At 67.2% G+C, this 15,496-nt stretch carries 15 protein-coding genes; 4 read left to right on the top strand and 11 right to left on the bottom strand.

What is annotated here, in order from left to right; all coding sequences use genetic code 11:
* Positions 1–189: 189 nt before the first annotated feature.
* Positions 190–1,146, bottom strand: a complete 957-nt coding sequence (locus KPL74_12000) for an acetyl-CoA carboxylase carboxyltransferase subunit alpha (GenBank protein ID QWT18465.1) — start codon at positions 1,144–1,146, stop codon at positions 190–192.
* A 282-nt stretch (positions 1,147–1,428) separates the two neighbouring features.
* Between KPL74_12000 and KPL74_11995 the strand changes: the two genes are divergently transcribed.
* Positions 1,429–1,989, top strand: coding sequence for a hypothetical protein (locus KPL74_11995; protein ID QWT18464.1), 561 nt, complete (start codon positions 1,429–1,431; stop codon positions 1,987–1,989).
* Positions 1,990–2,006: 17 nt separating this feature from the next.
* On the opposite strand, the gene dnaE is transcribed toward KPL74_11995, so the two are convergent.
* The 8 genes from dnaE to KPL74_11955 all read right to left on the bottom strand — a co-directional run bounded on the left by dnaE (position 2,007) and on the right by KPL74_11955 (position 10,200).
* Positions 2,007–5,552 carry a DNA polymerase III subunit alpha gene (gene dnaE, locus KPL74_11990; GenBank protein QWT18463.1) on the bottom strand — a complete coding sequence of 1,182 codons (3,546 nt, stop codon included), beginning with the start codon at positions 5,550–5,552 and terminating at the stop codon, positions 2,007–2,009.
* 228 nt (positions 5,553–5,780) lie between these two features.
* Positions 5,781–6,365 carry an NUDIX hydrolase gene (locus KPL74_11985; GenBank protein QWT18462.1) on the bottom strand — a complete coding sequence of 195 codons (585 nt, stop codon included), beginning with the start codon at positions 6,363–6,365 and terminating at the stop codon, positions 5,781–5,783.
* 136 nt (positions 6,366–6,501) lie between these two features.
* A complete protein-coding gene (locus KPL74_11980) occupies positions 6,502–7,401 on the bottom strand; it encodes a hypothetical protein (GenBank protein ID QWT18461.1) in 900 nt (299 codons plus the stop codon).
* On the bottom strand, positions 7,389–7,955 hold the full coding sequence (locus KPL74_11975) for a nitroreductase (GenBank protein QWT18460.1): 567 nt from the start codon (positions 7,953–7,955) through the stop codon (positions 7,389–7,391). The genes KPL74_11980 and KPL74_11975 overlap by 13 nt, the downstream gene beginning before the upstream one ends.
* Positions 7,956–8,066: 111 nt before the next feature.
* Positions 8,067–8,654, bottom strand: coding sequence for a DUF3106 domain-containing protein (locus tag KPL74_11970; GenBank protein QWT18459.1), 588 nt, complete (start codon positions 8,652–8,654; stop codon positions 8,067–8,069).
* Between the two features lie 5 nt (positions 8,655–8,659).
* Positions 8,660–9,034 carry a DUF3619 family protein gene (locus tag KPL74_11965; GenBank protein ID QWT18458.1) on the bottom strand — a complete coding sequence of 125 codons (375 nt, stop codon included), beginning with the start codon at positions 9,032–9,034 and terminating at the stop codon, positions 8,660–8,662.
* Positions 9,031–9,654, bottom strand: a complete 624-nt coding sequence (locus KPL74_11960) for an RNA polymerase sigma factor (protein ID QWT18457.1) — start codon at positions 9,652–9,654, stop codon at positions 9,031–9,033. Before KPL74_11960 ends, KPL74_11965 begins: the two co-directional genes overlap by 4 nt.
* 96 nt (positions 9,655–9,750) lie before the next feature.
* Positions 9,751–10,200: a hypothetical protein gene (locus KPL74_11955; GenBank protein QWT18456.1), complete on the bottom strand. Its 450-nt coding sequence runs from the start codon at positions 10,198–10,200 to the stop codon at positions 9,751–9,753.
* A gap of 190 nt (positions 10,201–10,390) precedes the next feature.
* Here KPL74_11955 and sufT point away from each other — a divergent pair, with 190 nt between their 5' ends.
* Positions 10,391–10,945, top strand: coding sequence for a putative Fe-S cluster assembly protein SufT (gene sufT / locus KPL74_11950; protein QWT18455.1), 555 nt, complete (start codon positions 10,391–10,393; stop codon positions 10,943–10,945).
* 19 nt (positions 10,946–10,964) lie between these two features.
* Here the strand turns inward: sufT and KPL74_11945 are convergent, their stop codons facing one another.
* Positions 10,965–11,414 (bottom strand): DUF4279 domain-containing protein, encoded by a 450-nt coding sequence (locus KPL74_11945; protein QWT18454.1) that lies wholly within the window; start codon positions 11,412–11,414, stop codon positions 10,965–10,967.
* 252 nt (positions 11,415–11,666) lie between these two features.
* On the opposite strand from KPL74_11945, the gene KPL74_11940 reads away from it, so the two are divergent.
* Positions 11,667–13,508, top strand: coding sequence for a M4 family metallopeptidase (locus KPL74_11940; protein ID QWT18453.1), 1,842 nt, complete (start codon positions 11,667–11,669; stop codon positions 13,506–13,508).
* A gap of 159 nt (positions 13,509–13,667) precedes the next feature.
* A complete protein-coding gene (locus KPL74_11935; GenBank protein ID QWT18452.1) occupies positions 13,668–15,017 on the top strand; it encodes a S8 family peptidase in 1,350 nt (449 codons plus the stop codon).
* On the opposite strand, the gene KPL74_11930 is transcribed toward KPL74_11935, so the two are convergent.
* Positions 14,995–15,480 carry an asparaginase gene (locus KPL74_11930; protein ID QWT18451.1) on the bottom strand — a complete coding sequence of 162 codons (486 nt, stop codon included), beginning with the start codon at positions 15,478–15,480 and terminating at the stop codon, positions 14,995–14,997. The genes KPL74_11935 and KPL74_11930 overlap by 23 nt on opposite strands.
* Positions 15,481–15,496 lie beyond the last annotated feature (16 nt).

Genomic DNA, 15,496 nt, shown 5'->3' with positions numbered 1-15,496 from the left:
CGGCCCCCTTCGGGCTTCTTCCGCCCAACCCCCTCGCCGCCACGAACTCGCCTCGAGGGTGGGCGCCGAGGGCTGTTCTTGCAGGTTGCGCGAGACATGCCGGAGAGAGCGCGGGCGGGCCGGTGGCCTGGCCTGACGCGGCGGCTCGTGTAGGAGCGCGCCTGCGCGCGAATCAAATACTGGTGACGGTCATTCGGTGAACGCGCCGTAGCGGCGGAGGCGCTGGTAGCGTTGCTCGAGGAGCTGTTCGACCGGGAGTTTTTCCAGTTCGTCGAGCTGGTTGAGCAGGACGGCTTTGAGGCGGGTGGCCATCGACTGTGGGCTGCGGTGTGCGCCGCCGAGGGGTTCGCGGACGATCTTGTCGATCAGGCCGTTCTCGAGGATGCGGTCGGCGGTGAGGCCCATCACTTCGGCGGCGTCCTTGGCCTTGTCGGCGCTCTTCCACAGGATGGAAGCGCAGCCTTCGGGCGTGATGACCGAGTAGGTGGAGTACTGCAGCATGATGGTGCGATCGCCGACGCCGATGGCGAGTGCACCGCCGGAGCCGCCTTCGCCGGTGACGGTGCAGATCACCGGCACGCGCAGTTCGGCCATTTCCAGCAGGTTGCGGGCGATGGCTTCGGACTGACCGCGTTCTTCGGCGTTGATGCCGGGCCATGCGCCGGCGGTGTCGATGAAGGTGAACACCGGGATCCCGAATCGTTCGGCGAGCTTGAACAGGCGCAGCGCCTTGCGGTAACCCTCGGGACGCGGCATGCCGAAGTTGCGCTTGACCTTGGTCTTGGTGTCGCGGCCCTTCTGGTGGCCGACGATCATGACCGAGCGGCCGTTGATGCGGCCCAGGCCGCCCACGATGGCCTGGTCGTCCGCGAACATGCGGTCGCCCTTCAGCTCGTGGAATTCTTCGCACATGCCCTGGATGTAATCCAGCGTGTACGGCCGCGCCGGGTGGCGCGATACCTGGCTGATCTGCCACGGCGTGAGGTTGCGGAAGATCTCGGCCGTCTTGACCTTGAGCTTCTCGCGCAGCCGGGCTACTTCCTCATCGATGTTGAACGCCTGGCCACTGCTGGCATGGCGCAGTTCTTCGATCTTCGCTTCGAGCTCGGCGATGGGTTGTTCGAAATCGAGGAAGTTGGGATTCATGAATACGGAGCATCCGGACAAGACTGCACATTATAACCGGGGCCGTGCACCGGTGGTGTGCGCGGCAGTACGGTCGGGGGTGGTCATGCTAACTGACTGAATCGAAAGCCTTCGCCGTTGGCTCGGGGCGGATCGTAAGCGAATGACTCGGCGGCGTGTAGGCCGAGAGCCCACCGTGTGTCGTCCCGATGCGAAACGGTCGGTCGTTGGCGTAGAACGGTCGTCGCGGCCTTCGCCGCACGGTGCCGGAGCACCGTCTCTTCCCTTCAATGGAGTGAAACCATGCAGCGTCTTCGTCTCACCGCCGCTCTTGCGGCACTATCGTTCTCCATCGTGACCGTGGCCGGTCCAGGCGCCGGTGCCGGCGGCTTGCCGGCGTGCACCAGCCAGGGCAACCCCGGCGCGTGCCGCCTTCCCATCGTCAATGGCGATTTCGAGCGCGACATCGGGGTCGGCTGGACCATCCAGGGCTTCGCCAGCCCGGGGGCTGGGGTCGGCGTGCTGATGCCGGGCGCGCGGCTAGGGCAGGCCGTGGCGATCAATACGCTGAGCGACCCGGCCACCTCGGGCTACGCCACCCAACTGCGCGTGTTCGGCGAAACCGGTGACGGCATGGTGGAAGTGAGGCTCGCCCTGAGCGACAGCGAGGGCAAGAACGCGCATCCGATCGCAACGACGCAGGCAACGGTGCGGAAAGGGGAATGGACCACGGTCGACCTTTCCGGCGCTGGCGCGGCGTTCGCTGCACCAGCCCATGTCCTGCTGACCATCGAGAACACCGGCCCCGGAACCCGCGTGCAGGTGGACGATGTCCACGTGGTCGAGTCGCTCGACGCGTCCTGACCGGTGCGCCGGCCGGCTCAGTCAGCCGGCCGGACCATCCGCAGTTCGGTCCCCAGCACGCCGGGCAGGGCGCGCAGGGTGCGCATCAGGTCGGGCAACGCCCGCACGCGCCAGTCGTCGCCGAGTTCGAAGCTGGCCTGGCCGACGCCGTTGCGGTAACCGGCGAGCATCAACGGCGTGCGACCGCCACGGAAACCCATCAGGGCATGTTTCAGGTGCCTCGGGAAATCCGGGTCCACGCCGTTGAGTTTCAACGTGAGCAGGCGGCCGAAATGTTCCATCGCATCGGAGAGCGAATACGCCTTGCGCGCACGCAGCTGGTAGCCGCCGGCGAAGTCGTCGATGCGCAGGCCGCCTTCCACCACGATGATGTTGCCGCGGGTAAGCAGCGGCGCGGCGTCGGTAAACACGTCGCGGAAGAAGCTGGTTTCGAGCAGGCCGGTGGCGTCTTCGATCTGTACGAAGGCGTCGCTGTCGCCGCGTTTGCGCATGCCGACGACCATGCCGGCGACGGTCCACGGCGTGTCGGGGCCGCGGCGGAAGCGGTTGGCGCCTTCGTCGTCGTCATTGCGCCGCGGCCGTGGCGGCTGGTAACGCTGTGGGATCTCGCCGATCGGGCAACTGGACAACTGCGCAAGTTCGGTCGTCCATGGATCCGTCGGGTGGCCGGACAGGTAATGGCCGAGCGTGTCGTGCTCGCCTTGCAGCAGCTGTTCCAGCGGCCATTCCGGCACCGAACCGGAAAGCTCGATGAGGCTGGGTGCCTCGGCGTTGCCGAACGCATTGCCGAAGATGTCGACCTGGCCGGAGGCGCGGTTCTTCGCTTCCTGGTCGGCGGCGCGCATCGCTTCGGGGATGTGCATGACCAGCGTCGCGCGGTTCTCGCCCAGCGCGTCGAGCGCACCGGACTGGACCAGCGCTTCCATCACGCGCTTGTTGAGCTTGTTCGACCCGATCCGCTGGCAGAAATCCACCAGGCCCTTGAACGGCCCGCGCGCCTTGCGCTCGGCGGCGATCTCCTCGCAGATGCCCTGGCCGACGCCCTTGATGGCGCCCAGGCCGTAGCGGACCACGCGCGGCTCCACCGCTTCGAACATCCATGCCGACGCGTTGACGTCCGGCGGCAGCACCTTGATGCCGATCGCGCGGGTTTCGTCGAGGAAGGTCACCGCCTTTTCGGTGTTGTCCATGTCCGACGAGATCGTCGCGGCCATGAACTCGGCGGGGTAGTGCGCCTTCAGCCAGGCGGTCTGGTAGGACACCAGCGCGTAGGCCGCGGCATGCGATTTGTTGAAACCGTAGCCGGCGAACTTCTCCATCAGGTCGAAGATCGCGTCGGCCTTGTCGCCGTTGATCCCGTCCTTGGCGGCACCTTCGCGGAACGTCGCGCGGTGCTTCACCATCTCCTCGGCTTTCTTCTTACCCATGGCGCGGCGAAGCAGGTCGGCGCCGCCGAGGGTGTAACCCCCCACGATCTGCGCCATCTGCATCACCTGCTCCTGGTAGACCATGATGCCGTAGGTCTCTTTCAGGATCGGCTCGACGCGCGGGTCCGGATACTCCACCGCTTCCTTGCCGTGCTTACGTGCGCAGAAGCTCGGGATCAGGTCCATCGGGCCCGGCCGGTACAGCGCCACGAGGGCGATGATGTCCTCGAAGCGGTCGGCCTGGGCCTCTTTGAGCATGCCCTGCATGCCGCGCGATTCGAGCTGGAAAACAGCGACGGTCTGCGCCTTCTTCAGCAGGTCGTACACCTTCGGATCGTCGAGCGGCAACGATTCGATGTTCAGCGGCTCGGTGCCTTCGGCGGCACGACGCGCGTTGATCGCCTTGACGGCCCAGTCGATGATCGTGAGCGTGCGCAGGCCGAGGAAGTCGAACTTCACCAGGCCGACGGCTTCCACGTCGTCCTTGTCGTACTGGGTGACGACGCCTTCGCCGCTGGGTTCGCAATAAAGCGGGGCGAAGTCGGTGAGTGGCGTCGGTGCGATCACCACGCCACCGGCGTGCTTGCCGGCGTTGCGGGTGAGGCCTTCCAGGCTCAGTGCAAGGTCGATCAGCGCGCGTGCTTCTTCCTCGGCATCGTAGATGTCGCAGAAATCCTTGACGACGCGATCGGTTTCTTTCTTCGACTTTTCCGAGCGGCCTAGCGCATCGGACAGGGTGAGGTCGAGCGGGCGCGCGGGGATCAGCTTGGCCAGGCGGTCGACCTGGCCGTAGCCCATGCCGAGCACGCGGCCGGAATCGCGCAGCACTGCCTTCGCAGCCATCGAGCCGTAGGTGATGATCTGGCTGACGTGGTCGCGGCCGTACTTGCGCGATACGTAGTCGATCACCTCGTCGCGGCGATCCATGCAGAAGTCGATGTCGAAGTCGGGCATCGACACGCGTTCCGGATTCAGGAAGCGCTCGAACAGCAACTCGAACTGGAGGGGATCCAGGTCGGTGATCTTCAGCACCCATGCGACGAGCGAGCCCGCGCCCGAACCACGGCCGGGGCCGACGGGAATGCCGTTGTCCTTACCCCAGCCGATGAAGTCGGCCACGATGAGGAAGTAACCGGGGAAGCCCATCCGGATGATGACGTCGACTTCGCGGTCCAGGCGCGCCTGGTAATCCTCCAGCGTCTTGCCGGCGGCGATCGGATTGACGGCGAGGCGTTCTTCCAGGCCTTTCTGGGCCTGTTCGCGGATGTACGTGTCGAGCGTGTGGCCTTCGGGTACCGGGAAGTCGGGCAGGTAGTACGTGCCGAACGACAGTTCCAGGTTGCAACGCTTGGCCAGCTCGACCGTGTTTTCCAACGCTTCGGGAATATCGGCGAACAGCTCGGCCATGTCTTCGGCCGACTTGAAGTACTGCTCTTCGCTGTACCCGCGGGGACGCTTCGGGTCGGCGAGGACACGGCCCTGGTTGATGCAGGTGCGTGCCTCGTGCGACTCAAAGCCCGAGCGTTCCAGGAAGCGGACGTCGTTGCTGGCGATGACCGGGAGCTCGTGCTCGCCGGCCATGGCCATGGCGGCGCGCACCCAGTTTTCTTCGTCCGGGCGACCGGTGCGGGTCAGTTCGAGATACAGCCGCTGCGGGAACAGGCGGGTGAGGAAACCGAGGCGCGCGTTTGCCGCCGGCAGGCCGGCGGAAAGGGCAACGCGTGCGACCTCGCTTTCGCGGCCGGCGATGGCGATCAGTCCGGTCACCGCGTTGGCGTTCAGCCAGCTGGCGTCGACCAGCGCGCGGCCGGTGCCCTGGCCTTCGCGCCAGGCGCGCGACACCAGCCGCGACAGGTTGAGATAGCCCTCGCGGTCCTGGCAGATCAGGGTCAGTCGCCAGGGGCGCGGATCGTCCGGGCTGGAGACCCAGATATCGCAGCCGCCGATCGGCTTGATGCCCGCCGCCGTGCACTGTTTGTAGAACTTCACCAGCCCGAACATGTTGTTCTCGTCCGTCAGCGCGACGGCCGGCATGCCCGCGCGGACGCACGCGGCGATCAGCTGCTTGATGCGGATCGTCGAGTCGACCAGCGAGTATTCGCTGTGGAGGTGAAGATGGGTAAAGCGGACGGTCATGCGGGGTGCCGGTTCAGGCCATGGAGAAGGCTAACCGGGGAGGGGGGTGGGGGCAAGAATTGACAGGCAGAAAAAGCGGGAGATGGGGGGTGGGAAGCGGGGGCGCAGGGGTGACGCGCACGGGCGCATCAAGGCATCCGATGCGACAACGCCAGCGTGGACTTCTCCGCGCCCGCAGCCGATCGCCGGCAAAAAGCGCCCCCACTTCCCACCCCCAATCCCCCGCTCTTACCGCGTATGCGCCTCGGGGTGGTCGATGAACCACAGGCCCGCGAACAGCTTGGCATCGATGGAAAAGCCCTCCGAGGCCCGGTCGAACAGCCATTTGCCGGCGTCGGCCCGGGGCACTTCGTGGACGATGATGTTTTCGGTCTCGTCACCGCCGCCTTCGCCGACCTTGGTGAGATCCCAGGCGCGGGCGAATGCGATCATTTCGGTGCTCATGCCCGCCGACGAGGGGCCCTCGTGGACGAACTCGATGCGACCGCAGGTGTAGCCGGTTTCTTCTTCGAGCTCCCGCGTGGCGGCGAGCAGCACGTCTTCATCTTCGGCGCCTTCGAGGTCGCCGACGAGGCCGGCCGGCATCTCGATGGTGTTGGCCAGGATCGAGACGCGGTATTGCTCGACGAAGATGACCTTATCGTCTGGCGTTACGGCCAGGATGATCACCGCGCCGCGGGGATTGTTCCGAACGGCGTATTCCCAGCGCCCACGTTTCTTCAGGGTCAGCCATTTGCCGGTGCACAGGGTTTCTTCAGGCAGGTGCGCATCGTCGGGGACGGGCGAGGCGTGCGGCAGCGGGCTGGTCTGCATGGGCGATGCTCCTTGGGGGCTACGGCGAGTATGGCGTGTGGCTTATGGCTTGGGCGTGACGGGGCGTGGGCGGACGTGCCTGGACGTGCTCCGGCGTGGTCGGACATGGCCAGTCCTGTCGCGCGCAGGCGCGCTCCTACAGGAGGGCGCGGAGGCGGGAGCGGGTCATGGGGCCGAAGCGGATCCGTTCGCAGAGTTCGTCGACGACGCCGGCGTCGCCCTGGCGCCGGCTGAGGGCGTCGGCGGTTTCGGCGACGGCGACGTCCAGCGCGATGCGGGTGAGGCGGCGGTAGAGCAGGGCCAGTTCCGCATGCTCGCGCAGGCGTGCCGCACAGGCAGCCGCGCCGCGGATGCGCAGGTAGGGCACTTCGTCCAGTCGTTCGAGCAGCGCGTCGAGGCTGCCGAAATGGGCAAGTAGCGCAGCCGCGGTCTTGGCACCGATGCCGGGCACGCCGGGGATATTGTCGACGGCGTCGCCGCACAGGGCCAGGTAGTCCGCGACCTGGTGCGGATGCACGCCCAGCTTGTCGAACACGCCGGACGGCCCCCAGCGATGGTCCTTCGCGAAATCCCATTGCTGGTCGTGCTCGCCGAGCAACTGGCCGAAATCCTTGTCCGCCGACACGATCACGCCGCGGAAGCCGTGCACGCGCAAGCCCCACAGCGCGCTGCCGATCAGGTCGTCGGCTTCGTATTGATGGTCGTTGAGCACGGTCAGGCCCAGCGCGGCGGAAATCTCCCGGCAGAGCGCGAACTGGCGGACCAGTTGCGGCGGCGGCAGGTCGCGATTCGCCTTGTAAGCAGGGTAGATCGTGTTGCGGAACGACGTGGTCAGCGAGGCATCGAAGGCCACGGCGATGTGTTCCGCACGGCTGCGCTCGAGCAGTTCACAGAGGAATCGGGTGAAGCCGTGCACGGCATTGACCGACTCGCCCTCGTGGTCGTGGAACTCGTCGGGCATCGAATGCCACGCACGGAACACGTAAAGGCTGCCGTCCACGAGGTGGACGGTGTCGGCGCCGCTCACGGTGCCCATGTGCTCACGATGTCGTCGTACGACGGACGATCGCGCTCCGGTGCATCGAGGGTGGGCGTGCCGACGTGGATGAAGCCGACGACGTGCTCGTGTTTCTTCATGCCCAGCAGCTTCGCGACGTCGCGATCGTACGCGGCCCAGCCGGTGAGCCACTGTGCACCGAAGCCGAGCGCCTGGGCGCCAAGCAGCAGGTTGTAGGCGACACAACCGGCGGTGAGGTTCTGCTCCAGTTCGGGCACCTTGCTGTCCGGGTCGATCCGGGCGGACACCACCAGCACCAGCGGCGCGAACTCGTAGCGGCGCTGTTCCTTTTCGCGCTTGGATTCGGACAGGTCCGGGTTGGCTTCGACGGCCAGCCTGGCCAGCGTCGCGCCGAACGCGTGCTTGGCGTCGCCACGCAGGATGCGGATGCGGAAGGGTTCCAGCTTGCCGTGGTCGGGCACGCGGATCGCCGCTTCGATCAGGCGGCGCAGCGTGGCATCGTCGGGAGCGGGGGCGCCAAGCTGGCGCGACGGCACGGAGCGACGGTCGTTGAGGATATCCAGGGTCTTCATGTCCCCCAGTCTACCCGACCCCGTTTTTTGTAGGAGCGCGCCTGCGCGCGATGGGGCACATTCGAGATGCAGCGTTTGGACGAAATACTGCTTTCGCGCGCAGGCGCGCTCCTACACGAGAGGACGGCGGGGCCGGTTACCGGTCGCGGGGCGGCGGGGCGGCGGCAGGGCGTCGTTGGGGCCGAGATGGTCCATGGCCTGGCGGCGCTGTTCCGGGGTCTGGTTGCGCCACTGTTCCACCAGCGCGTGGCGCTGGTCGGGGGTCAGGTTGCGGAAGCGCTCAAACGCGTCGTGCAGCTTCTGCCGCTGTTCCGGCGACAGGTCCTTGAATTTTTGCTGGTTGCGTCGCGCTTCCGCGCGTTCTTCCGGCGTCATCTGCTGCCAGTGCGTGATGCGGTCGCGGATCTCCGCGCGCCGTTCGGGCGGCAGCCCGCGCCAGCGCTGGGCCTTCTCGAGCATGCGCGACTGGCGCTGCGGCGGAAACGTATCCCAGTCGTGCGCAAGCGGCGACAGGATGTCCTTCTCGTCGGCCGTCAGCTGGCTCCAGGGACGCGGCGGAGGCAGGGGGCGATCGTCCGGCGGCATCCGGCCGCGATCGTCGCCTGTCGGCTGGGCCGCGGGCGTGGCGGACTGCGCCGTCGCGACCAGGGGCGCGGCCAGCGTCAACAGCGTGGCGAAAGCGATGGCGAGGCGGCGCATGGCGGTCATTTGTTCGAGCGGGCCGGGGTGTCGGTGGAGGCGAGCCAGCTGTAGAACTGCATGTCCTTGTACAGCGTGGGATCGGTGCTGTCGGCATCCGGCGGCAGGTCGGTCGGGTCGGCCTCGGCGGCCTGCATCGACGCCGGCGGCGCGGACGGCGCACGGTTGCCCGGCTGCCAGATGACCAGGGACGCCAGCGCGACCATCGCGAAGGCACTGGCCGGGATCAGTACCCGGCGGGCGGCCGAGGCATGCGGCTTTTCCAGCGCCGTGCGTCGCGCCGCACGCAGCCGGCCGGCCATCGCCGGGTCGACGTCGTTGCTGGCGCGCAGGTAAAGATCCCTCGCCCGGCGTTCGATGTCACGATCGTGCTGGCTCATCGCCATGCCTCCAGTTGCTCGCGCAGCGAATGCATCGCGCGCGAAAGATGTGTCTTGACGCTGCCGTCGGAGCAGCCCATCGCCGCGGCCGTTTCCGCGACATCCAGGCCTTCCATCATGCGTAGGGTGAATGCTTCGCGCTGGCGCCGAGGCAGGCGGCGCACCGCGGCCACGATGTCGCCGAAAGCCTGGGCATCCTGCAGCCGGCCGGAGGGGTCGGGCGCGTCGTCGGCGGGTTCCCACGCGGGCAACTCGTCGCCGTCGTCGTCGCGACCACCACCGATCCAGCCCACCACGATGGAGCGGACCTTGCGCCTGCGCTGGAGGTCGACGATGCGGCGGCGGAGGATGCCCCAGAACAACGGGGTCCATTCCTGCGCCGGCTTGTCGCCATAGTGACGAACCAGCCGCATCATCGCGTCCTGCACGGCGTCCAGGGCGTCTTCGCGGTTGCCGAGGTGGATTTCGGCCATCCGCCACGCGCGGCGTTCGATCCCGGCCAGGAAGGCGTCCATGTTAGCGGGGATGTCGCGCAGGTCGTCGAGGGAGGCACTGTCGAGCGCGAGCGAGCCGTTCACGGCACCCTCCGCGTCGTCTTTCTTGCCATCCTCGTGCTCCATACAGCCTGTTTCCATCCCGGTAAACGCGGTCGGGGACCGCCGGTTGACTTGGTTCAGCGAGCTATCTTCCCGCCCCGGCCTTTACCGGGTGTGAAGTCAGGGTGCCTGGCGCGCGCGGCGTCCCAGCGGCCATGCGACGAGGGCCGCCAGCAAGGCGCCGGCGATGTACAGGCCGAGGTCGGCCGGGCCCTGGGCCAGGCGAGCGAGCGATAGCAGCATCCCGGGACCCGCGTCGGCGATGGCCTGGCCGAAGCCGACCCCCATCATTCCCGAAATGGTGGCCGCGGCGACCAGGCAGCAGACGTAGACCGCGGCCAGCAGCGTGCAAAACGCGGCCAGCACGGCGCCTACCGGACCCTCGAAGCGGAGCCAGCGGCGCACCACGGAGCCGAGCAGCCAGCCCACGGGCAAGGCCAGTGCGGGCAGGGGGCGGCTGAACATCATCGAGGGCACCATCCACAGCGCGCCTGCGGCGAAACCGAACAGGACGGCGCCAAGCAGGCCGGACACAGCGCTGGTAAGGCGGCGAAACGGGCTAGCCGCCATGGGAAAGCTTCGTGGGGCGCATGGGAACCGGTATGGGGGAAACGCCCGCATGATAGCGGGCCGCGCGCCGCCGCGCTCTTGAGCACGGGCCCACCTGCCCAAACGTACCGTGGTGGATGCTGACCGCCGGGCCCCGGCGGGCGCATAATCGACGACTTTGCGGCCCCCGGGTCGCACCCACAGGACTTCCATGAGCGGTTTCAGCCTCAGCAGCGAGCCCTTCACCCTGGAACGTGACTGCCCGGCAGTCATGGTGCCCCAGGGCGAGACGGTGACGCTTCCGGCCGGGCAGGTCGGCTACATCACCCAGGCCCTTGGGGGCAGCTTCACCGTGTACGTGGAAGGCAACCTGTTCCGGATCGCCGGCAACGATGCCGATGCGCTCGGCAAGCTGCCGCCGAAGCCCATCGAATTGCCCGACGACGCGTCCGACGAAGATGTCGAGCGCCTGGTCTGGGACCAGCTGCGTACCTGCTTCGATCCGGAAATCCCGGTCAACGTGGTCGAACTTGGCCTGGTCTACGACGTGAGCCTGGAAAGCACCGAGGGCACGCGCAAGGCCTACGTCAAGATGACCCTGACCGCGCCCGGCTGCGGCATGGGCGACATCCTGGTCGACGACGTGCGGACCAAGCTCGAACTGATCCCGACGGTCGCCGAAGCGGACGTCGACCTCGTGTTCGATCCGCCCTGGAACCAGACCATGATGTCCGACGCGGCAAAGCTCGAAACCGGCATGCTCTAAGCCGCGGCCACCGCATCCACTACCCCGCCACCGCATCCCCCAACTCCAGCGTAAACGCCGCCCCATACGCCGCCATCGCCGCCACCGATGCCGGCGATGCATGCAGTACGGGGAGATGCCCCGGCCACACGGTGGCCTCGACGCACACGTGCGCGTCCAGCTCGAACAGCTTCGTCATGTTGACGATGACGTCGCGCTCGGGCGCCAGCCTCGCCAGCAATTCCGCGATGGCGGTATCCACCGAATAGGTCCGCTGCGCCGGCAGCGTCACGCTCCAGCCATTCGCGCGTCGCGATTGCCCGGCCTCGTCGTCGGGGTCGCCCTTCTGCCACGCCTTCGCGCCTTCGATGCCGAATTCGCGGACGAGATGGTCCAGCAGGTGCCGTTCCGACGTGAGCCGGAAGGACGCACTCACCAGGGGCGTGCGTTGTGCAAGGTCGCTGTCGATATCGAGCATGGTGCTGGCCATGGTGATCCCCCTGGATCGGTAGCGCGACGGCGCGGGCTTCGTTTCGTGCGTAGCATCGCGTTTTTCCACGGCCTAGGGAAATCCCTAGGTAGTCGACCGTGGGAACTTACGATACGTTGACAAGGACTTTCGGCGTGGGGGCGCCGCTGGTCAACGGGCATTCGCGCCACGGCGCGAAATCATCATCGTTCGGAATGTGGCTTCGCCAGCCGCAATGGCTTCGTGCGGCCCATTCCCGGAGGAGGAACGTAAATGGCAACTCATGTTCGCTTGAAATTCCTTGCAGCAGCGGTCGGTATCGCCGCCACCTCGGTCGCCTCGGCGGCCACCGAGCAAGCCCTTCGCGCCCAGAGCCTGGGCGCCGTGCCGGCCAACCAGCTGGCCACCAAACTCGGCCTCACCGCCGACAATGCGTTCGTCGCGAAGGCGGCCTTGCCGACGGTCAAGGGCACGCAAACCGTGCGCATGCAGCAGACCTTCAAGGGCGTGCCGGTCTATGGCCGCAGCATCGCCGTGGAGCAGGATGCGCAGGGAAATGCGCTCGTCGCCAATGGCGCAGTTTCTTCCGACCTGCAGGTCGACATCGCCTCGGTCTCGCCGAAGCTGGACCAGGCGGCCGCGCTGGCCGTGCTGACCCGGCAGAGCACGACGCTCCGCGCCGCCGCCGTGAAGCCGGAGAACGCCAAGGCGGACCTCTACGTGTATCCGGGCGAGGGTAGCCCCGCGCGGCTGGTCTACCTCACGTCGTTCTTCAACGGCGGTGACCATCCGAGCCGGCCGACCGCGATCGTCGACGCCAACACCGGCGAGATCATCAAGCAGTGGGAAGGCCTCACCAACGTCGATGCGACCGGTCCGGGTGGCAATGGCAAGACCGGCCAGTACACCTGGGGCGCGAACGGCCTGCCGGCCCTGAACGTCACCCAGTCGGGCAACACCTGTACGGCGCAGAACACCAACGTCAAGACCTACAACATGAAGAAGGCGACCTCCGGCAGCGGCACGCTGTGGAGCTTCACCTGCTTCAATTCCACGGGCGATGCCGTCAACGGCGGTTTCGGTCCGATCAACGACGCCCATCACTTCGGTGGCGTGGTGCACGACATGTACAACGCCTACACCGGCGCACCGCCGCTGAACCAGGTGCTGGTGATGAAGGTGCATTACGGCTCGGCCTACGAAAACGCCTTCTGGGACGGCAGCGCGATGACCTTCGGCGATGGCGCCAGCACGTTCTACCCGCTGGTGGCGCTGGACGTAACCTCGCACGAAATCAGCCACGGCTACACCGAACAGCATTCCAACCTGGAATACGACGGCCAGTCCGGCGGCATGAACGAGGCCTACTCGGATATCGCCGGCGAAGCGGCCGAGTACTACGACCGCGGCACCAACGACTTCCTCGTCGGCGCCGACATCGTGAAGTCCAGCGCGGGCATCGGCACGGCGCTGCGCTACATGTGTAACCCGCCGCAGGACGGTGGCTCGATCGGCAATGCGTCCGATTACACCAGCGGCCTCGACGTGCACTACTCGTCGGGCGTGTACAACAAGGCGTTCTGCCTTCTCGCCAAGACCAGTGGCTGGGATACGGTGAAGGCGTTCAAGGCCTTCGCTCGCGCCAACGCGGTGTACTGGACGGCGACCTCGACCTTCAACACCGGTTCGTGCGGCGTCGCCAGCGCGGCGACCGACCTCGGCTTCTCCGCGGCGGACGTCACGGCGGCCTTCAACGGCGTCGGCGTCACCTGCGGCACGACGGGCGGTGGCGGCACCGGCGGTACGTCGCTGACCAACGGCACGGCGAAGACCGGGCTGTCGGGCATCGCGAACCAGGAACTGAGCTACACCGTCGTCGTCGCGGCGGGCGCGAAGAACCTCGTCATCGCCACCAGCGGTGGCACCGGCGACGCCGACCTGTACGTGAAGTTTGGCTCCGCGCCGACCACGTCCAGCTATAACTGCCGTCCGTACAAGACCGGCAATGCCGAGTCCTGCTCGTTCGCCACCACCCAGGCAGGCACGTACTACGTGAAGGTCCGCGGCTACTCGGCGTTCTCGGGTGTCTCGCTCAAGGCCACCTGGACCCCGTGATAGCGCTCCGTTTCGGGTGAATCCCGGGAAGGGCCAGGCCTCGCCTGGCCCTTTTTTTATCCGCGGGCGTTGCGCTGACACGGCATCGTGGGCGCCGCCCGATGTGCGCACGGGTGAGACTCCCTAGCGTGGATGGCCCCTGTCCTGGAGGTCCACGCGATGGCTTTGCGCCCTGCTTCCCTCGTTTTTGCAAGTCTGTTCGCCACGCACGCCTGCGCATCCGAACCGACCCGTTTCATCGTCCGCTTTGCCGACGAGGCGGCCGCGCGAGCGTCGCGCATCGACGCGTCGCGGCCCTCGCCATCGACGTCTTCGCGACGAAAGCGCAGCGTCGATCCCGGCCAGCCACGCCACGTGGGCCGGCTTGCAACGGGTGCCGACGTGTTCGAAGTCGACGACGGCAACGCCGCGCATTTCGTTCGCCTGCCGGGCGTCGTCAGCGTCGAAGAAGACCGCGTCATCCAGCGTGCGGCGTTGCCGGATCCGCTGTACGCACGACAGTGGCCGTTGCACGACGCGCGTGCGGGCATCGATGCGGAAGTGGCCTGGCACTACACGCACGGCGAGGGTGCCGTCGTGGCCGTGCTGGATACGGGAAGCACGCCGCACGGCGAATTCGACGGGCAACTGTTGCCCGGCTACGACTTCATCAGCGACACGGCACGAGCGCGGGATGGCGATGGACGCGATGCGGATCCCACGGACGAGGGTGACTGGCAGGATCCGGGCGACTGCGGCCGCCGGCTGGGGGCGCGCTCGTCCTGGCACGGCACGCACGTGATGGCATTGGCGGGGGCGCGGCAGGGTAACCGGCTGGGCATCGTCGGCGTCGCGCCTGCAGCGAAACTCGTGCCAGTGCGCGTGCTCGGCCACTGTGGCGGCCAGCTGTCGGACCTGATCGATGCCATCGCGTGGGCGTCCGGCGGCGACGTACCCGGCACGCCGCCGATCGAGCGGCGTGCCGACGTGGTCAACCTAAGCCTGGGTACGCCGGGTGCCTGCGGCGAATCGCTCGCCGAGGCGATCGCCCAGGCCCGCGCCCGTGGCGTGGCCATCGTGGCGGCGGCCGGCAACGGCGGAATGAATGCCAGCGCCATTGCGCCGGCCAATTGCCCCGGCGTCATCAGCGTGGCCGCGCTCGATCGGCAGGCCTCGCTGGCCTGGTATTCGAACCATGGCGCACGGATCACGCTGGCGGCGCCCGGTGGCTCACGCAACGGCGTGCGTACCGACGACCTCGTTTCGGCGCTCGACCTGGGCTCGCGCAACCGCTACCGCAGTGTGTTCGGTTACGAAGCCGGCACGTCGATGGCTGCACCACTGGTCAGCGGGGCGGTCGCGCTGATGCGCGCACTCGATCCGACGCTGTCGGTCGACGCCATCGACCGTCACCTGGTGGACAACGCGCGCCCGGCGCGATGCCCGAAAGCGTGTGGCGCCGGCCTGCTCGACGCCGGCGCCACGCTGGACGCGGTCGCCGAAGCGCTCAGAGCGCCTCGAAGCGATTAGCGTCACGGTTCTTGCGTACCTTCCTCGGATCCCACACGCGGCCGTTCATGGCGATGTACACGCCATCGTCCAGCGTCTGCACGGCGCCGACGGCGCAACCGATGTTGAACACCGCATCGGAACCCTGGAAACGCGCGGGGTTCAGTGCGCCGGTGAGCACGATCACCTTGCCGGGGATGCCTTCCAGCACCGCGGCGGTTTCCACCATCGTGTCGGTGCCGTGGGTCACCAGCACGTGGCGATGCGGCTGCGCTTCGATGGTGCTGCGCATCAGCGTGCGGTCTTCACCGGTCACGTGCAGGCTGTCCTTGCGCAGGATGGGGATCACGTCGAAACGGAACGCCACGCCCAGCTGGGTCAGGATGTCGCCGATCTGCGGGGAACCGATCTGGTAATCCGACTTATCGTCGAAATAGACCTTGTCGATGGTGCCGCCGGTGGTGACGATGGTGAGATGCTGCATGGACTGGCCTGGAAGC

Origin of the sequence: Bacillus sp. NP157, assembly GCA_018889975.1 — a bacterium.
In the GTDB taxonomy this organism is placed as follows: domain Bacteria; phylum Pseudomonadota; class Gammaproteobacteria; order Xanthomonadales; family Rhodanobacteraceae; genus Luteibacter.
Note: the sequence above shows the minus strand (reverse complement) of the source record. Positions and strands in the feature narration are given on the sequence as shown.